Genomic DNA, 17967 nt, shown 5'->3' with positions numbered 1-17967 from the left:
TGCTGTTTTCCCGGACCTTCAAAGTGTTCTGAATGTCTTAAAAAAGTATTTATCTCCGGAATCAGTTCCGGTTATCGAGTGATTCCCTTACTATTTTTATTGCGCAGAGTTCGCCGCACATTGAGCAGGTCTCAGTCTCGCCGTCTCTATCATGGATGCTTCTGGCATAATCACCATACACGGCATGTGAAAACTGTGCATTCCAGTCGAGATTTCTCCGGGCAAAAGCCATCCCCGACTCCCCCTTGTCAAACCATTTATCTCCTTTACGGGCACGGTCGCCGACATGGGCGGCAAGTTTTGCAACTCTTGTACCCTCTCTGATGTCATCAATATCCGGGAGAGCCAGATGCTCTGAGGGTGATACCATACAGAGGAAGTCTGCGCCGCTCATAGCAGCGATAGAGCCGCCTATTGCACCTGAAACATGGTCATATCCGGGGAAGATGTCGGTCACAAGCGGCCCGAGGAGGTATAATGGCGCATTTCCGGTGATCTCTTTTATGAACCTGACATTGTAGTCTATCTGATCTATCGGGATATGTCCCGGTCCTTCAATCATCCGCTGCACTCCTCCTTCAAGTGCCCTCTGTGAGAGATCGCCGAGTGTCATGTACTCTGTTGACTTTGCTCTTCTTCCTGCATCTATGACAGCTCCCGGCCTCATTCCGTCCCCGAGCGAGATTATAGTCTCGTTTTCGGCCAGAATTTCAAGCAGATAGTCATATTCGGAATATAGAGGGTTTTCCTCGCCTGTTGAGGCTATAATTGCGGTATGAAATGCCCCACCCCTTGAGACAACGCCGGTAACTCTTGGGTCCTTTCTGAGTGATTCTAAGGAGTCCTTATTTACTCCGCAGTGAAGGGTAAGGAAGTCGACACCTTCCTTGCAGTGTTCCCTGATTACACTGAATAAGAGGTCCGGAGTTACGTCCAGCGCATTGCCTGCACGCTTTACTGCCTCATATATCGGCACAGTACCGGTGGTTGTATTAAGGGAGAGGATTTTTTTCCTGATTTCCTTTAAGTCTCCTCCGGTTGAGAGGTCCATAATAGCGTCTGCCCCTTCTGCTATTGCGCATGCCGCCTTTTCAAATTCGTATTCCGGACTGCATCTTGCACCTGATGTGCCGATATTTACATTGACCTTTACTGTGCAGTTTTCCCCTATTGCTATCGGGTCGTGCTCCCGTACAGGGTTTGCCGGTACTACAGCCCTTCCATTTGCCACAGCCGATGCAAGCATTTTGCCGTCAATGCCTTCCTTTTGTGCTGCCCTGGCAATTATATCCGGAACTACTGAGTTGCATTTTTTTACAAGAGTACTCATGGATATACTTTAGTCCTGATTAATTTAAACAGTAATTGCATGACAGTTGAGTGGATAAGAGGAACCGGATATTATGCCAATTCGTATGTATGCGGGAATGTTCTTTTCGATGCCGGAATTATGCCCGATCAGATATCCGGGTATTGCGATGAAATAGATACAATAGTACTTACACACTGCCATTATGATCACATTGCCCACGTGAAGGAGATACAGGCACTGACTGGTGGAAAAGTCTGCATACATCATCTGGATGCTCCCGGTCTTACTGAAGGGAGTATTAGTCTTTCAGTGATGTTTGGAGAGAGAAGTCCGGGAATAATTCCGGACAGGATTTTAAATGACGGCGATGTCATATCCGGAATTAAGATCATTCACACTCCGGGTCACACCCCCGGAGGAATCTGTGGTTATATCGAAGAAGAGAAAGCCCTGATGTCCGGTGATACCGTCTTTACAGACGGAGGTTACGGGAGATTTGACTTTCCGGGCGGAAGCGCAGACGATCTTGAAAAATCCATAGATAAATTATCTGTGTATGATATTGAGGGCCTCTATCCCGGCCATGGAATACCGGTACAGTCCAATGGGAAAGGACATATTCTCTCTGCCCTGAAGATGATCAGATTATACTGATGATAAGGCCAAATGGTCTCTGAAATACTCTGTGGAAAGGGGATATATTGTCTTCTTTTTAAAAACAGCTCATCCTCTGTTGCTGTCGGCAGTCTTGGAGAGTTCACCTTTAATTCCGGGTGGCACATCTATGCCGGCTCTGCACTTGGTCCTGGCGGGCTTAAGAGAGCACTCAGGCATGCCAGGATTAACCGGGATAAGTGCGGTAATCTGAGATGGCATGTTGATTACATATCTGCATCCCCGGACTTTTCACTTGAGTTTATCGTAGCTGCAAAGACCTCTGAAAGACGGGAATGCGAGGTTGCAGGAAATATAGGGGGCACAGGCATCAGAAATTTTGGTTGCAGTGACTGCGGGTGCGTTTCGCATCTCTTCTATCGTGAAATCTGTCCGCTTCATGAAGTAAATGAGGCATTTAAGGGAGCCGGGCTGGTACCTTTTACAGTCAAAACAATATTTTGATGAACTTATATTCTTCTGCCGGGTTAAACTGCTTTTAACAGTTCTGAATTTTTAGCCCGGAATTATGAATATGCCCGGTGTTCCGTCATTATGCTTCTAATTTTTTTGAAGACAAATATCAAATAATTTAAAGTCGTGTTTTAATTATGAAGGTACTTGGTATTTCCGGGAGTATGAGAAATCAGGGCAATACAGCGATGTTAATAAAGAGGATTCTTGCACATATTCAGGCAGAAGGTTGTTCTGAGATTGATACGGAGTTTATCACTCTTGCAGGCAAGGATATCAAGCCCTGCATCGGATGTGAGTTGTGCAGGGATAAGAAGTGGTGTGTCAGAGGGGGTGACTGGGATGATATTGCTGAAAAGGTTGTGGACTGTGATGTTTTAATCATTGGTGCCCCCACTTATTTTTATGATGTAAACGGACAGACCAAAAATTTTATAGACAGGACTTATTCTCTCTATCATGACCGCAAACTTGGGGGTAAAAATGCTGTTGTTGTCGCTGTCTGTGCAGACCGTGGATGTGAGAGAACTCTTGAAACACTTGAAGGTTTTGTAAATACCCATAATTTTTCATCGCTTGGTTATATCTCCGGCAGGGGATTTGGTGAGGGGGATGTCCTCAGAGATGAGCATGCTGTTAAAAAAGCTATTGATATTGCCGAAAAAATTATGAAACTTCTCTCCAACACACATCGTGAAGGAAAGAGGTGATTTTTTTATAACAGACAATAATTTTTTATTATATCCTCTTCAATTCTATTCTGATTCTATATAGGCAGTTACACCGATTGATAAAACATTGTTGTCAAAAGATGTTGCCTATCAATATATTGAGGTAGAGGATGGCAAAAATAAATATTGAACGATACTTTGAAGAAAATAACGGGATGTTATTTCCTGCAGAATTCACAATAAGCCTTGACAGTTCAGATCAGGAGCTTATGGATGAGATGTCCAAAGATTATAATCTGCTTACTGTTGAGCCTGGTCAGGATAAAATCATTGTTTCACTGCCATCCAAACGTTCAATGATTGAAGGCGCTGCGGATCAGATTAATGATCTGATCGACAGGGTAAAACTGTCCTGGGAAAATGCCGGAGATAATATTCCCTCTGCCGATATTAATATTTCTGACGACTCTTCTTCAGATTCTGAATACACGGGCGATTATCAGCTGATAAATGAATATTCCTCTCCCGGTTTTGTAAGTAAGCTTATACCTGAGAAGAGTTCACTGCGTGATCATTTAAGGTTTAAATCCTCTTCCAGAGTCTGGGCTGACAGTTCCGGGGATGAAATATCTGAAGATGCTCATTCTGCCGGAGATAAACTTAATTTTCCGCTTCTGAAAAAGAGCAGTCCTCTGGATCCGGATTCTGGTGGTTCTGCCCTGACAGAGCCGGCTGGGAGGCAGGAGTCCTGTTTACCTGCTGAATATGTCGCAGAACAATTCCTGCCGGGTGCTACTGAAGATTCTGTTCCGGATGAATTTGCAGAGGATATTGGAACTGAGGATTTCCTGAATATTGATGAAATTAGTGGTATTTCCGGTTTTGAAGAATCCGGAGATGTACCTTCTTCTGCTGATGCTCTCTTTGGATCCGATGAATCCCTGTCAGATGAAGAATTGGTTTTGCAGAATTCAGGGCTTGTTCTCCCTGATCTGCCGCCTGAGGACTCTGATTTCCTCTCTTCAGCCCCTGCTGATCTCTCCGATGATTCTATGCTTTCTGAATTGTCTTTTATTCCGGAGGATATATCTGAAGACGATGAATTAACTTTTGATGACAGTTTATCGTCTGTTATTCCTGAAGATGCTTTTTGCGGCGAATTTCCGGATGAATTCGGTGAAGAGGGGTATGCTCCTGTTCAGGATGAGTTATCCGGTGATTATTCTGATTTGGATGCCGCTTTGGGTGATGATTTATTATCTGAATCTGACTTTGATGCTAAAGGTTCTGTTCCGGACAGGTTTATCGCCCCGGGTTATGATGATACAGAAAGTTTAGTACTGCCTGATCTCCCCGGCGGAGGGTCTGAAATTCTTTCATCTGATTCTTCGGAGTCTGAAATTATCTCTGATCTTATCCCTGATAATGCAGAACTGGAGAACCTCAGTGATTCCATTGCTTTTGAAGGTCTGGACGAATTCGGTGATCTGAGCGATATTGACGATGTCACTGCTGAAGCTGTAGAGAGCGTCTCCGGTTCAGAAACAGTTCTCCCTGATCTCCCTGACGGTTCTGATGACCTTAGCGGATATTCTGATGATCTTAGCGGTTTTGAAGATATTGATAATTTTGAAGGTCTGGACGAATTCGGTGATCTGAGCGATATTGACGATGTCACTGCTGAAGGTGTAGAGAGCGTCTCCGGTTCAGAAATTGTTCTCCCGGATCTCCCTGACGGTTCTGATGACCTTAGCGGATATTCTGCTGATCTTAGCGGTTTTGAAGATATTGATAATTTTGAAGGTCTGGATGAATTCGGCGATCTGAGCGATATTGATGAAGTCACTGCTGAAGCTGTAGAGAGCGTCTCCGGTTCAGAAATTGTTCTCCCTGTTCTCCCTGAAGATTCTGCTGATCTTAGCGGTTTTGAAGATATTGATAATTTTGAAGGTCTGGATGAATTCGGCGATCTGAGCGATATTGATGAAGTCACTGCTGAAGCTGTAGAGAGCGTCTCCGGTTCTGAATTTCTTACTGAGTTATCTGAAGTGCCGTCAGAAGGCCTTTCAGATGAATTAGCTGATGATTTATTGTCAGATTACTCTGATGATTTTGCAGAGGCTGAAAGTTATTCAGGGGCCACGGATGCAGGGTTCATTGCCGGGGAATCCGGAACTGAACCTAAAATTTCAGCATTGCCTGAATACCCCGATACTGATAAGCCCACTGATGAGGATTTTTCCGGAGATGAAGAGGAATATTTCCGTAATCTTACAGAGGGTGATCCTTCAGACTCTTCAGGCTGGTCCGGCCTTGGAAGAGTTCTTGCAGAAAAAGGCATGAGTGAAGAGGCAGAATATGCCTTCAACCAGGCGGTTAATCTGGATTTTGGCAATGAAGAGGCTTTAATGGGTCTCTTTTACATCTTTAAAGGTAAGAAATGCTATGGTGAAGCAGTTGAATTTATCACTGTTTTGATCCGGAAGAAGCCTTGGGACTCCTCATTATTGTATGAAAAAGCAATTGTTGAAGAGATGGCAGGGAATAATGAAGTTGCAGAGAGGGAACTTAAAAAAGCTGTCATTCTTGATCCGGAAAACACTCTCGCGTGGGCTAAACTGGCACTTATACTTGTGAAGAAGGGCAGAAAAGAGGAGGCCCTTGAATGTTATTCCGAGCTTACAAAATTAAAACCGGGAGTATCTGAAGTATGGTATTCAAAAGGTCTTGTACTGAAATCCCTCCAGAGAACTGATGAGGCTCTCTTTTCATTTGAAAAGTGTCTTGAGATTAATCCGGCAGATGATGATGCACAAAAGGAGAAGGCAGGTATCCTGTTGGCTGAGGGTAAGTACAGTGATGCTGAGCGGGTCTATGAAGGTGCTTTGAAATCTGATCCAAAATCCCTGTGGGCTTTATCCGGCCTGGCCCTGTCATATGAAAATACCGGGCATAATGAAAAGGCCCTGAATGTTTATAATAATATTCTGGAGATAAATCCGGCTGACATTTCTGCCCTTGAAAAGAAGGCCGAAATACTTCTCAAAAGCCATCTGTTTGCTGAAGCAAAGGATGTTTACATTGAGATCTCTTCACTTGAACAGGATAATGCTGACATCTGGCTGACCATTGCAAAACTCTCTGAAAACAGCGGTCAGTTTGATGAAGCAATGGAAGGATATAACCGTGTCCTTAAAATTGACCCTGCCAATCAGGATGGTCTGCGTGGAAGAATTCGCGTGCTTGTATCTCAGGGCCGGTATGAAGAATCTCTTCCTGATTATAACTTTCTGATAATTCAAAACCCCTCTGATGCTTCCCTGATAGCTGATAAGGCAATAGCCTGCATCAGAACCGGAAAGCCTGATGAGGCAATAGTACTTTACAATTCTGCATTAAATCTTGATAAGAAGAACACCAAAATCCTCATGGAGCTGATAGATCTTCTGACATCACTTGGGCGGCTTGAAGAGGCTCTGCCGGTTTATGACAGACTGATCTCTCTTATGCCTGAAGAGACTGATCTTTTAATCTCAAAAGGACTTATTCTGGCCGGAGTAAAGAGGCACCGGGAGGCTGTAAGCTGTTTTAACCGTGTGCTTGCCAAAAAGCCGGGCGACCCTGAAATAATGCTGAATCTTGGCATATCACTTCTCTGCCTCGGTGAAAAGGAAAAAGCGCTCCGGTGCTATAAAAAGTCACTTGAAGCCGATCCTGAATTCGGCAACAGATGGCTTGAATCCGGAATCAGTGCTGCCTCATTTTTAATGGCCAAAGAACCGGTTATATCTGGCAGTTCTGAAAGTTATGGATATAAAAAGGATTTTGCTGATAAGGAGAGAAAAGCAGAGATTAAGCGTGATCCTTACGGTCATGGGCGTGATTATCCCTATGGTATCTCCGGAGAAGATCTCGAAAAATATGCACGGGAGTTTTCAGAGGATAAAGTCCCGGCTGAACGGCCGTCAGGCCGGGATATTTCCGGCAAAATTCCGGATGAGAGACCAGGAGATCCCAATGAACTGGTAAGGAAAGGGATTGAACTTACAAAATCCGGATATTATGACATTGCAGAAAAATCATTGATCCAGGCGCTTGATATTGATGATTATAATGAATCCGGATATTTTTCACTTGGTGTGCTTTATGGTAAGACCGGCAGATATACTGAGGCTATTGACTGCTTTGAGAAGGTTCTGATGATTAATCCATCAAATAAAAAGGCAGGGCGTGGTATTATTATGGCACGGAATAAGGCCTGATGCTAAATTCTCTCTTTTTATACGTATTTTACTGAAAAAATTGAGGTTTTCCGATTTTTAACCTGCTAAGTTATAATTTATTCTGATATATTATTGGATTATTTCGGGCTGATGGCTGACTGAATATCCGGCAAAAGGGATTATTTATAGTGAACAGCATAACATTTGGGATAATCGGAGTGTAAAGGAGATTATTCCAGAATATGCACTTATACCGCACTTTATAGTAATAAGCAAACTTTCCGGATCCTTCCGGAAAGTTCTTTATTATACTGTATTATTTCCGGAAAAACCATCTCATCCTTTTTGGTTTATTCCCGTCTTCTGTCTCTCTGATCTCTTCCATATCATCTTTTCTGACTTTTCCTTCGAGTGCAGGTTTAATTGCAGACTGGAGGGCAACGGAATGAGCTGCGGCCTGTGCCTGAAGGTGTTCTATCATTTTGTTGAGGTCTTTAATTCTCTCATCCCTGTCAAGAAGTATCTGGTCAGTCATCGTCATGCTCATTGACTCTATCCTTGCAATCTCTTCTTTTAAGTCATCTATTCTCTGGACTTTTTCTTCGAGGAATCTGCTGTAAGTCTCTTTCAGTTCGATCTGGTGATTTATCTCTTTCCTGAGAGAGAGGATCTCGTTGTCTTTTTCTTTGATTGAAGAATGCAGTTTATTGTAATCCTCCGGAATTTTTGCCGGAGTATTTTCTCCCGCATCAAGTGCTTTTGTGCATGCTGCAATCATCCATTCTTCTTTTGTAAGGCCCTCTCCTTCAGCTGCTTTTGTAATCCTAAAAGCAGTTTCATCATCTATTGCTATTGTTACTCTCATCAGTATATCACCGGCTTTAATCTATTTGTCCAGAGAAATTTTAAGGTTTAACTTTATTGCGGGATTTTCGGGGTCAATCTCACGTGCTTTATCAAAACAGGATTTAGCCTCACTGGTTTTGTTCAGTTTTGCAAGTGCAACACCCTTATTGTTCAGTGCTGCTGCATTTTCCGGACTGATTCTGATGGACTCGTTAAAACTCCTGACGGCCTCTTCCGGATTTCCGGTATGAAAGAGTGACAGACCACGCCTGAACCAGATCTCTGCATCTTCTGTTTCAAGTTCGATTGCTTTATCAAAGCATTTAAGTGCCCTTTCGTATAGTTCTGCCTCTGAGAGTGCCACCCCTTTTTTGTACCAGTATCTGACGCCGACTTTCATTTAAAAATCCCGAGTTATCATGTGAGGAATAACTGAACTATTCCAATCAGTTATTATTTATAAAATATCTCTATTAACTGTTTGGTAACTATTTTCTTATTGTTATTGTAATTATAATTAATTATCTCTACTTCTTCTTTTTTTAATCCTCTCTATAGGTCTTAATGATGATTTTAATTTTAATATTGGCTTTGTTTTCAATATTGTGGTTATATTGGCCGATTATTCATTATTGATCTGTAATTTTGTATATTGTATATTATATGGTTTGGATAATCCATTTTGATATTCTTTTATGTATGTCAATGTTCGGTTAATATCATTAATTCTGTTTTTTAATTACTGCCCGGAAAAATGATTGTTGGCTCCTGTTTTTTTTAAAATTGCCTGATTGTAATTATGTTTACAGTTCTGACAGTCCCTGATGCTGAACTCCGGATAATTATTATGTACAATAGAATTTATCTCCGGTTGAATCCTATTTTTAGAGAGGATTTTATAAACATATGGTGTATTTATATGGATTTCAGAATTATTGAAGATGCTATAGACAGAGCAGTCTCAGGCGATGCCTCTGTCCGGGTTAATGAAGCTGATATTTCCGGGGATTTGAGGTTTTTAGCCGGAAAAGTCAATTGTCTGATTGAGAAGAACAGAGTGCTTAACGATGCCGCGATAATGCAGGCACGATTTGAATCATTTCTGACCAATAATCCTCAGGCAGTTGCAGTACTTGCTGCCGACAGGAGAATTATTTATCTTAACCGTGAATATGAGCGCCTCTGGCGAGGTACCCACGATGAACTTATAGCTAAGAATCTTTATGATTTTGATATTAATATTGTCGGGGGGGATGATCTATATGCCTCTTACAGGACAAAGAAGAATGCAGTTTCTGAACTTGAAATCCGCTGGAAGAATGGCGAAAAATCATATGTAAGGCTTTTTCAGACTCCTGTTATAAATGCAGACGGTGAGATTGATGTCAGCTATTATACCTTTCAGGATATGACTCATGAGAGGGAAGAGATGGAAGAGATCGAAAGGCTTCAGAAGCGTGCTGAAACTTTCCTGAAAGAGAATCCTCAGGCTATAACCGTTCTTGCATCTGATAAACACAGGCTTGATCTAAATAAGGAGTATGAGCGTGCATGGCGTGGAAGCTACAGTGAGCTTATGGCGAAGAAACTGTATGACTTTGACATAGAAATCACAGGAGGGGATGACTTTTATGCGTCATATGATACTAAGAGAAAAGCCGTCACTGATATGACAATCTCCTGGAAGGACCGGACGCAGACTCATCTGAGACTTTTCCAGTGCCCTATTCTGGATGAAAATGGTGAGATAGATGTCAATTATTATATCTACCAGGACAGGACTGCCGAGGTTTCACAGAGCGATTACATGAACCGGGAGGTTGAGAGGGTTTCAGCCAACCTTGAGATGCTTGCCAGGGGAGAACTTGATATGAATCTCTCGGTTGGTGAGGCCGATGAATATACCGGAGATTACCGTGCTCTGATGGAAAAGATCAATACAAACCTTGGCATGGCGAAGGACGGCATACATAATCTCGTTATTGAAGCTGAGAAGATTGCTGAGATATCTTCCAGAGGAAGATTTGACGAGAGGTCCGATACCTCAAAGCTTACCGGAGATTATCGTAAAGTTATAGAAGGGTTTAACCGGGCACTTGATATGATCTCGGCGCCGCTTGGTGAATCAATGAATGTTATTGAAGCTTTTGCAAATAATGACTATTCTGTCAGATTCAGGGATAATATCCCTGCTGAGGGTGATTTTTCAAAGTTTAAAATGTCAATTAACGGTCTTGGAGAGACACTGGTTGATGTAATTGGTGATGTTATTAAAGCTGTCGTCCATGTGAGCGTGGGAACATCCGAGGCAAGTAAGGGTTCAGATGAAGTTGCAAAAGCTACTGAGGATGTTGCGATGACAAGTCAGAAGTGCGCAGATCTCAGCAAATCTGTCCTTGAACAGATGGAGAGCATCCAGATGCAGATAGCTGACCTCTCGGCATCCAATCAGGAGGTTGCCGCAACTTCTGCCGATGTGCTTAAAAATGCAGAAAATGTTACAAAGATGGGCAATGATGCCCAGGCTCTGGGTAATGATGCAAATGGCAAGATGAACAGAGTTGAGGAGATAACAAGCCGCAGTGTCTCTGAAATTGAGGTACTGAACGACCAGATTAAAGAGATCAACAGCATTCTGAAGATGATCAATGAGATCGCCGGACAGATCAATCTCCTTGCCCTTAATGCTGCAATAGAGGCGGCACGTGCCGGTGAACACGGACGCGGGTTTGCAGTGGTTGCCGGTGAGGTCAAAAATCTTGCAGGTGACGCCCGTAAGGCAACCGATCATATTGAGAAGGTTATAAGCGGAATTCAGAAGAACAGCCGTAAGACTGCTGAAGGCATAAAACAGGCAAATAATGAGGTGGTCTCAAGCGTTAAAAGTGTTGATGCCACAATTCAGGCCCTTAATCAGATTGTAACAGGGGCAAAAGAGGTTACTGAAGATATGGGTGATATTGCCCGTGCGATTGAGAACCAGGCAAATATTGCCAACAATGTTGTCCATGCAACTGATGTCGGTACTGAGAAGACCAGGGAAAATCTGCGTGAGGTTGAGGAACTTGCGGCACTTGCCGAGGAGGCCAGCGCCTCTGTCGAGGAGATTGGAAGCGCCATACATGAAGTAAATGAGATGTCCGGCATTCTGAAGAAAGATATGGATAAGTTCAGGATTTCCGGCAGGAGATGATCATCCGGAATAACATTTTGCCGGGGATATTCCGGCAGTATACTAATATTTATCAATATATTTTTTATTTGTCTGCTGTAAATGTCTTCTGATGAGTGACTTTTTTAAATATACTTAAGATATGAACCTTAATTTTTCCGGAGATTTAACTATATACAGGTAATAGAGTTTTATGTCTGAACACGGGAGTGTGGAAGTATAAACAGAAAATCCCGGATGGGTTATCTTCTGAAGAAGCATTTCGGCTATGATTTCCTCTATCCCTACCAGGAAGAGATAATTGATGCTGTACTGTCCGGCAGGGATGTACTTGGCGTAGTCGCAACCGGAGGGGGCAAGTCGATCTGCTATCAGCTTCCTGCACTGCTCTCAGACGGTATGGCGGTTGTCATCTCTCCTTTGATCTCACTTATGAAGGATCAGACCGATTCTCTTCGTGAGATGGGTATTTACGCCGAGTCATTCAACAGCAGCCTTGATATCCGGGATTATGGAAGGATTTCAGCAGATGCCGGGCGGGGTGATATTGACCTGCTGTATGTTTCGCCTGAGAAGATGGCCTCGCAGTCATTCAGAAAACTTCTTAAAAGCGCGAAGATCTCACTTTTTGCTGTAGATGAAGCGCACTGCATCTCCCAGTGGGGTCATGAGTTCAGACCGGAATACCGGCAGCTCGGTCTGATCAAAAGGGAATTTCCCGGTGTGCCGGTTATTGCACTCACAGCAACTGCAAATCCGGCTGTGAGAGATGATATACTCCGCCAGCTTAAGCTGAAAGATCCTTTTGTGCAGATAGGCAGTTTCAGGAGGAGCAACCTGAATTATGAGGTCAGGGAGAAGGAAGATACTCTGGGGCAGATTCTCTCGTATATCAGAGGGAAAAAAGGTGAGAGTGGAATTATATACTGCTCCAGCAGGAATTCTGTTGAGATACTGACAAAAAAGCTGAATTCATATGGTATCTATTCACTTCCGTATCATGCAGGTCTTTCAAAAGATGAGAGGGCGAAAACGCAGGAGAAGTTCATCAAAGGCGAGGTTTTTCTCGTTGTTGCCACTGTAGCCTTTGGGATGGGAATTAACAAACCTGATGTCAGATATGTACTACATTATGACCTTCCTCCAAACCTTGAGCGATATTACCAGGAGACCGGACGTGCCGGAAGGGACGGTAAATCTTCAGACTGCATACTCTTCTACAGCCGTGGGGACCGGATAAAGGCAGAGTATTTCATCGGCAGGATGCAGAGTGCAAAGCAGAAGAGGATTGCAAGGGAAAAACTCGATGAAATGACTGAGTTCTGTGAGTCCGACAGATGCCGTGTCTCATATATGCTGAAGTACTTCGGCGAGGCAGTGACGGAGAGGTGCGGGCGCTGTGACAACTGTATAAACCCTCCTGAATATATTGACGGGAGGGAGGTTGCAACCCTCATTCTTGACTGTGTCATGGAGGCAGGAACTCCATATGGTTCAGGCCATATCTCCGATATAATCCGTGGCTCAAAGTCGAAGAAAGTTAAGGAGAGAGGCCATGACAGCCTGAAGGCATTTGGGAGCGGAAAGAAGTTTTCGAGGCAGGAGATCTCCTCTTATATCAACCAGATGGTCAGCTCCGGAATTCTGTGCAGGACAGGGACAAAATATCCCGTAATCTCTTCCGGTGAGCGGGTGAATGATTTCCTCTCCGGGGATCTCTCTGTCAGGTTAAAAGTAACCGGCAGGAAAGGGCAGGGCAGAAAGAAATCTGCTGTTTCACCATCGGGGGATGAAGAGACCCCTGTTCTGTCCGGAGATGATAAGATCCTGCTGGATAAGCTGAAATCTCTCAGGAAGAAGATGTCGCAGGAGAGAGGAATAATGGCTTATCAAATATTTTCAAATTCTGCCCTTATGGAAATGGTACGGAATAAGCCTGCTGATTTCTCCGGTCTTAAAGAGATTAAGGGGATTGGCGATGTTAAAGCCCAAAATTACGGCGGCCAGTTTCTTGATCTGATCAGTTCATCTGTCTTTGGAGTTTTGGAGGACAAAGGCCGTGATGTTTCGTCTGTTCCCGGAAAAAGTAATTTCCCGTTAAAATCCGCTGAAGTGACACTTGAATATTTCAGGGGCGGCTATACCCTGTCAGAGATTGCAGATGATAGAGGTCTGACAGTAGATATCGTATCACTTCATATTGCAGAGATGATAGAGTCCGGAGAGGTGATTGATCTTGGGGACATTCTGCCTTATGATAAGGCAGAGAAAATTTCAGAAATAATTCTTCTCAGCCCGGAAAGCGACATCAGGAATATTGCGGGAAGTTATGATCTCTGTGCCACTGCCGGTGAGGTACGTATGGTCAGGGCAGAATTAAGAAGGCTTGGCAAAATCTGAATTCGGATGTCCATCTTTTTGTCCGGTGCACTTAAGGTCATCAGAGTTTTTTCTGGTGTGATAACCGGAAAAATGTTTTTTGTTATTATCTTAGACCAGGTTGTATTTTGTATCTCTCTGCCTGAGAATCCGGCCTGCATCCTCTGCAATTCTTTTCATCTCGGCAGGGTCAAGGTAATCGGAGTCTTCCCCTCCGGCTTCAACTGATACCGAGTCCATAAACATTGTGCCGCCGAAGTCGTTTCCGCCTGCCATCAGGGCAAGTTGTGTGAATTTATTGCCTAATTTGCCCCAGGCCACCTGTATATTGTCAAAGTTGTCAAGAAACAGCCTGGATACTGCAAACATCAGGATGTCCTCCCTTCCGGTTGCTCCGGCGGGTGCAAGGCCTCTCTCGTAGATTTTTGTATTTTTATAGAGGAACGGAAGGGTTACCAGTTCTGTAAATCCGGCAGTTTCATCCTGTATGTCCCGCAGTATTCCAAGGTGGGCCGCCCTGTCCGGTTCATTTTCAACTGTGCCGTACATTATGGTGGCTGTCGATTTCATTCCCATATTGTGGGCTTCCTTAATGATTCTGACCCATTCTGATGTGGAGAGTTTAAGCGGGCAGATTATCTTTCTGACATCATCCACAAGCATCTCTGCGGCAGTGCCCTGTAATGTGCCGATACCTGCATCCCGGAATATTTCAAGGACTTCTTCTGTCGATATATTACTTTTTTCTGCACAGTGGATTATCTCATCCGGACTCATGGCATGTATATCCACATCCGGAATGACATGGTGTATTGTCCTGATAATCTCTGCACATCTTTCAGCATCAAAATCCGGATGAACACCTGACAGGAGGCAGACCTCGGTGACTTCTCTCTCTTTTGCCAGCATTGAGCCTTTTATTATATCTTCTGTGTTGAAGATGAAGGCTTCTTCTGAGTTTTTGGGCTTTCCAAATCCACAGAACCCGCAGAGGTTTTTGCATATGTTTGTTATATGGATATTCTGGTTTCTGACATATGTTACAGTGTCCCCTACCTTTCTCTCACGCAGTATATCTGCTGCCGATACAATCTCCCATACATCCCTGCCCTTTGCCTTAAACAGAGACTCAGCCTCATCGACTGTCAGGCGGTGTCCCTGCAGTGTATCCTCAAGAAGTTCTTTTAAGTTATTCTGTCTCATTTTTTATCTCTCCCGTCTGACCTTATGTACAGTTCATGTACAACCATTATCAGGATTAATATTATGGCAAATTCTACGATATGCAGGGGGGCGTATCCTATAAGAGGTACTGAAAAGAGTGCTTTTCCAACAACCCATTCCTTCTTAACCGGCATAATCTGCCCTATCCCGGATATGCCGCTCAACTGGTCTGCAATCTGGTTATTGTCCCCTTTTGTGATGTACCCGCTGCTTGTGTTTCCCTCATACCATTCAACGGCCCTGTGAATTATCGGGTGTACTGAATCGTCGCCGTTTGGTTTGTAGATGATGACATCGCCATAGACATTTCTGCTCTGGAGATCGGGCATGCTGTTAAATTTCCCGTAGCCTGTTGCAAGTCCGTCTTCCCAGGTCTGAAGTTCACCAAACCTGTTCTCCTCGACAACGAAGATAAGATCCCCGACATTCATATTCGGAACCATGCTCTCAGACTCAACTGCAACCACTGCCGGCCATGTGCCTGAGAATATATAAAGCCCGGCTGCTATAACACCAACTACAACAATTACCCAGAGAATATCCTTTATTGTGCCTCTGACAGGATCTTCACTTTTAAAAAATGCTTCCAGACTTCTACGCAGATTATTGCCTTTTTCTTTTTGGATGTCTGTATTATTTTTCTGCTTATTCTTTCGGGTTTTTCCCATATTCTTCATGAAGTTTTTATTCCGGTGATTAATAGAGTTATGCCTCTGTTTTATTCCGGTTAAGAAAATCCGGTTTACATCGTTATTGTGATTGCAACCTGACCGGGTGACATCTGTCTCTCTTTTGGCAGGAAGCAGGATGTAAGTTACTGATATATCCGCCTGATTTAAGATTTGGGATTTCTGACTGTTGAATTTTGAATATTATAAATTTCCGGATGATAAAGAGATATACTCCCGGGCGGATTCGAACCGCCGTTACCGGCTCCAAAGGCCGGTATGATTGACCACTACACCACGGGAGTTCATAGTGTAAAAGTAAAGAAAATTTCCTGAAAATATTGGTTCTGTTAATATTTAAATGTGGTTTGGTCAGGAGATTCTTCAACGGATTTTTACTCCCTGTGAATTAGTGCCGTGTTTTCAGAGGTTAAATCCGGAAATTCCGGATTTAAATGTGAAATTCTGTAATTTCCCAATATCCCATAATCATCCGATATCAACGATCTCATCCACAAGGGAACCTACCTGTGAATACAGCATTGGATCAAGACCTCCTTTTACTGCAAGAATCGCTCCTGACTCTTCAAGTGTCCTCAGTTTCGTTGTAATGAAATGCATGAACTTTACCACTTTGTCAGACGGAAGATAGATGAGCATAGTGCTCAGTGAATCAAACAGAATGAAAATTTTATCTCCGCTGAATTTTTTCATTACATCAGAAAAAGCCATTGAGAGTCCTGTGAGGTCCTGCGGACTTCTGATCATTATATGATTTCCGTCAGACTTTACAGAACTTCCACCTCCAAAAGAGGTTACCTGGTCTATGAAAAATACCTCATCCGGATTTATACCATTTTTTACATAAAGTTTCTCTAAAACCTTTGAAGGAAAATTATTTGTGACAACTATCACTCTGTAACCTTTACCGATGCAGTTGTGAATTATATCAGTGTTGGTGGCCCGCCCTTTCTCCGGTTCGGAAAAATAAAGGACTATGCTCTCTTCATCAGTTACAATCTCTGTTGAATTCATGAGGTATTGCACCATTAATTCTTCTCTTCAAGGAAGAATACGCGGTATTCATCCGGAATTCCTGAATTATTCTCAACCATCTTTCTGTTCAGTTCATAGAGGTTTTTCAGGATCTGTTCTGCATTTCTGATCTGGATCTTTATCATCTCATTTGTATCATCGCCACTGATCTCACCGTTATCATAAAGAACTGATATCTCCCTTAGATTACTGTTGATAATCTCAACGGGTTTTTTCATCCGGATGAATGATTCGGTCATATATGCCAGAAGTTCTCTCTCGGCAAGCCTTTGAGGGCCGATATTATGCCCTATATATGATACCCCGTAAAATACATCTCTTTCATCATATATCGGGGAAAAGCTTAGTTCAATCTCGGTTTCTGAACCGTCTTTCTGGATCATCTTCCATTCCCTTCCTGAAATCCGTATTTTTTCAGCAAGTTCCGTTCTGATCTCATCAGGTTCATTTTTATGCTCTTCCTTCAGAAGTTTAACGAACGGTTCTCCCGTTATCTCATCTTCAGTAAATCCAAATATCCTCTCTGCCCCGTTGTTCCAGCTTTCTATTATGCCGTCTGGATCCGTTCCTATTACAGCCTCATCTGTATTCTCTATAATGGCTCCGAGCTGGGCGCGTTTTGCATGAGTCTTAATCAGGTCATCTATGTCGGTAATAATATGAACAGCACCTATAACATCGTCCCTGGAATTTTTTATTGGATCAACAGATACTCTGTACCAGCGTGTGCCAATCTGAAGTTTATAGCTCTCCCTCTCTCCTGATTTCATTGACTTCCTGAAAGGGCATCCTTCAATGAATGTCGCCGTTTTATGGACAATCTGATAACATCTGCTGCCCTTTATCTCCGGAAATTTAACCTCTAACAGTTCTTCTGAAGCTTTATTCATACTCAGTATGAGGCCGGTGCTGTCAAGGATAAAGATCGGGTCAGCTATTGCGTCATATATCTTCTCCCACATATGTCCGGTTTTTCTCTCCTCCTCTTCGGCCCACATTTTAAGCCCTTTTTCATCGGTTGTAAACTCACTCTTTTTATTTTTATTCATTGAAATTCCCCTTTTAATTTATTATTTGCAAATTTAAAGCATAAAATGGCGGGAAATATGAATATTTATATTCATAAATTCCCGGTCTTGTTATTTATCCTGTAATACTCTCTCCGGTAGTATTCTGCCTGATTCTAAATGTTTTATGCATCGCTTAAATAATTATCTTCTTCCTTTTTTATCTCCGAAAATTACAAAAGAAGGTTATAATAATATCAAATGACAATTTTAAAAAATAA

Annotated in this window: 13 protein-coding genes and 1 tRNA gene; 6 read left to right on the top strand and 8 right to left on the bottom strand. The window is 43.0% G+C overall.

The window, feature by feature from the left end:
- Positions 1-61 precede the first annotated feature (61 nt).
- Entirely contained in the window at positions 62-1330 is a 1269-nt protein-coding gene (gene thiC / locus METLIM_RS05010) for a phosphomethylpyrimidine synthase ThiC (protein WP_004076839.1), read from the bottom strand.
- Between the two features lie 39 nt (positions 1331-1369).
- On the opposite strand from thiC, the gene METLIM_RS05005 reads away from it, so the two are divergent.
- The 4 genes from METLIM_RS05005 to METLIM_RS04990 all read left to right on the top strand — a co-directional run bounded on the left by METLIM_RS05005 (position 1370) and on the right by METLIM_RS04990 (position 7373).
- On the top strand, positions 1370-1966 hold the full coding sequence (locus tag METLIM_RS05005; RefSeq protein WP_004076838.1) for an MBL fold metallo-hydrolase: 597 nt from the start codon (positions 1370-1372) through the stop codon (positions 1964-1966).
- 12 nt (positions 1967-1978) lie between these two features.
- Positions 1979-2431 (top strand): GIY-YIG nuclease family protein, encoded by a 453-nt coding sequence (locus METLIM_RS05000; protein ID WP_004076837.1) that lies wholly within the window; start codon positions 1979-1981, stop codon positions 2429-2431.
- Between the two features lie 146 nt (positions 2432-2577).
- The gene (locus METLIM_RS04995) at positions 2578-3150 is read left to right on the top strand and encodes a flavodoxin family protein (RefSeq protein WP_004076836.1); all 573 of its coding nucleotides are present in this window, start codon (positions 2578-2580) and stop codon (positions 3148-3150) included.
- A gap of 131 nt (positions 3151-3281) precedes the next feature.
- Complete coding sequence (locus tag METLIM_RS04990) at positions 3282-7373, top strand: tetratricopeptide repeat protein (RefSeq protein ID WP_004076835.1); 4092 nt, start codon at positions 3282-3284, stop codon at positions 7371-7373.
- Between the two features lie 277 nt (positions 7374-7650).
- Here the strand turns inward: METLIM_RS04990 and METLIM_RS04985 are convergent, their stop codons facing one another.
- Positions 7651-8199: a hypothetical protein gene (locus tag METLIM_RS04985; RefSeq protein ID WP_004076834.1), complete on the bottom strand. Its 549-nt coding sequence runs from the start codon at positions 8197-8199 to the stop codon at positions 7651-7653.
- A 21-nt stretch (positions 8200-8220) separates the two neighbouring features.
- Complete coding sequence (locus METLIM_RS04980; protein WP_004076833.1) at positions 8221-8580, bottom strand: tetratricopeptide repeat protein; 360 nt, start codon at positions 8578-8580, stop codon at positions 8221-8223.
- A 519-nt stretch (positions 8581-9099) separates the two neighbouring features.
- Between METLIM_RS04980 and METLIM_RS04975 the strand changes: the two genes are divergently transcribed.
- Together METLIM_RS04975 and recQ are read left to right on the top strand one after the other, a co-directional pair.
- Complete coding sequence (locus METLIM_RS04975) at positions 9100-11373, top strand: methyl-accepting chemotaxis protein (RefSeq protein ID WP_245543588.1); 2274 nt, start codon at positions 9100-9102, stop codon at positions 11371-11373.
- 216 nt (positions 11374-11589) lie between these two features.
- A complete protein-coding gene (recQ, locus tag METLIM_RS04970; RefSeq protein WP_004076831.1) occupies positions 11590-13752 on the top strand; it encodes a DNA helicase RecQ in 2163 nt (720 codons plus the stop codon).
- A gap of 90 nt (positions 13753-13842) precedes the next feature.
- Here the strand turns inward: recQ and cofH are convergent, their stop codons facing one another.
- From cofH to METLIM_RS04945, 5 genes are all read right to left on the bottom strand, one after another.
- Entirely contained in the window at positions 13843-14934 is a 1092-nt protein-coding gene (cofH, locus tag METLIM_RS04965) for a 5-amino-6-(D-ribitylamino)uracil--L-tyrosine 4-hydroxyphenyl transferase CofH (protein WP_004076830.1), read from the bottom strand.
- Positions 14931-15632, bottom strand: a complete 702-nt coding sequence (locus tag METLIM_RS04960; protein ID WP_004076829.1) for a S24/S26 family peptidase — start codon at positions 15630-15632, stop codon at positions 14931-14933. Before METLIM_RS04960 ends, cofH begins: the two co-directional genes overlap by 4 nt.
- A 223-nt stretch (positions 15633-15855) precedes the next feature.
- Positions 15856-15928, bottom strand: a tRNA-Gln gene (locus tag METLIM_RS04955).
- A gap of 184 nt (positions 15929-16112) precedes the next feature.
- A complete protein-coding gene (locus METLIM_RS04950; RefSeq protein WP_157202229.1) occupies positions 16113-16658 on the bottom strand; it encodes a DUF7504 family protein in 546 nt (181 codons plus the stop codon).
- A 14-nt stretch (positions 16659-16672) separates the two neighbouring features.
- Entirely contained in the window at positions 16673-17728 is a 1056-nt protein-coding gene (locus METLIM_RS04945; RefSeq protein ID WP_004076827.1) for a PAS domain-containing protein, read from the bottom strand.
- Positions 17729-17967 lie beyond the last annotated feature (239 nt).

Origin of the sequence: Methanoplanus limicola DSM 2279 (genome assembly GCF_000243255.1) — an archaeon.
Classification (GTDB): domain Archaea; phylum Halobacteriota; class Methanomicrobia; order Methanomicrobiales; family Methanomicrobiaceae; genus Methanoplanus; species Methanoplanus limicola.
Note: the sequence above shows the minus strand (reverse complement) of the source record. Positions and strands in the feature narration are given on the sequence as shown.

Coding starts and splice junctions, on each gene's coding strand:
- METLIM_RS05005 (WP_004076838.1), top strand. CDS start 1,370: ATGACAGTTGAGTGGATAAGAGGAACCGGATATTATGCCAATTCGTAT.
- METLIM_RS04995 (WP_004076836.1), top strand. CDS start 2,578: ATGAAGGTACTTGGTATTTCCGGGAGTATGAGAAATCAGGGCAATACA.
- METLIM_RS04950 (WP_157202229.1), bottom strand. CDS start 16,658: ATGAATTCAACAGAGATTGTAACTGATGAAGAGAGCATAGTCCTTTAT.
- METLIM_RS04990 (WP_004076835.1), top strand. CDS start 3,282: ATGGCAAAAATAAATATTGAACGATACTTTGAAGAAAATAACGGGATG.
- recQ (WP_004076831.1), top strand. CDS start 11,590: ATGGGTTATCTTCTGAAGAAGCATTTCGGCTATGATTTCCTCTATCCC.
- METLIM_RS05000 (WP_004076837.1), top strand. CDS start 1,979: ATGGTCTCTGAAATACTCTGTGGAAAGGGGATATATTGTCTTCTTTTT.
- thiC (WP_004076839.1), bottom strand. CDS start 1,330: ATGAGTACTCTTGTAAAAAAATGCAACTCAGTAGTTCCGGATATAATT.
- METLIM_RS04985 (WP_004076834.1), bottom strand. CDS start 8,199: ATGAGAGTAACAATAGCAATAGATGATGAAACTGCTTTTAGGATTACA.
- METLIM_RS04960 (WP_004076829.1), bottom strand. CDS start 15,632: ATGAAGAATATGGGAAAAACCCGAAAGAATAAGCAGAAAAATAATACA.
- METLIM_RS04945 (WP_004076827.1), bottom strand. CDS start 17,728: ATGAATAAAAATAAAAAGAGTGAGTTTACAACCGATGAAAAAGGGCTT.
- cofH (WP_004076830.1), bottom strand. CDS start 14,934: ATGAGACAGAATAACTTAAAAGAACTTCTTGAGGATACACTGCAGGGA.
- METLIM_RS04975 (WP_245543588.1), top strand. CDS start 9,100: ATGGATTTCAGAATTATTGAAGATGCTATAGACAGAGCAGTCTCAGGC.
- METLIM_RS04980 (WP_004076833.1), bottom strand. CDS start 8,580: ATGAAAGTCGGCGTCAGATACTGGTACAAAAAAGGGGTGGCACTCTCA.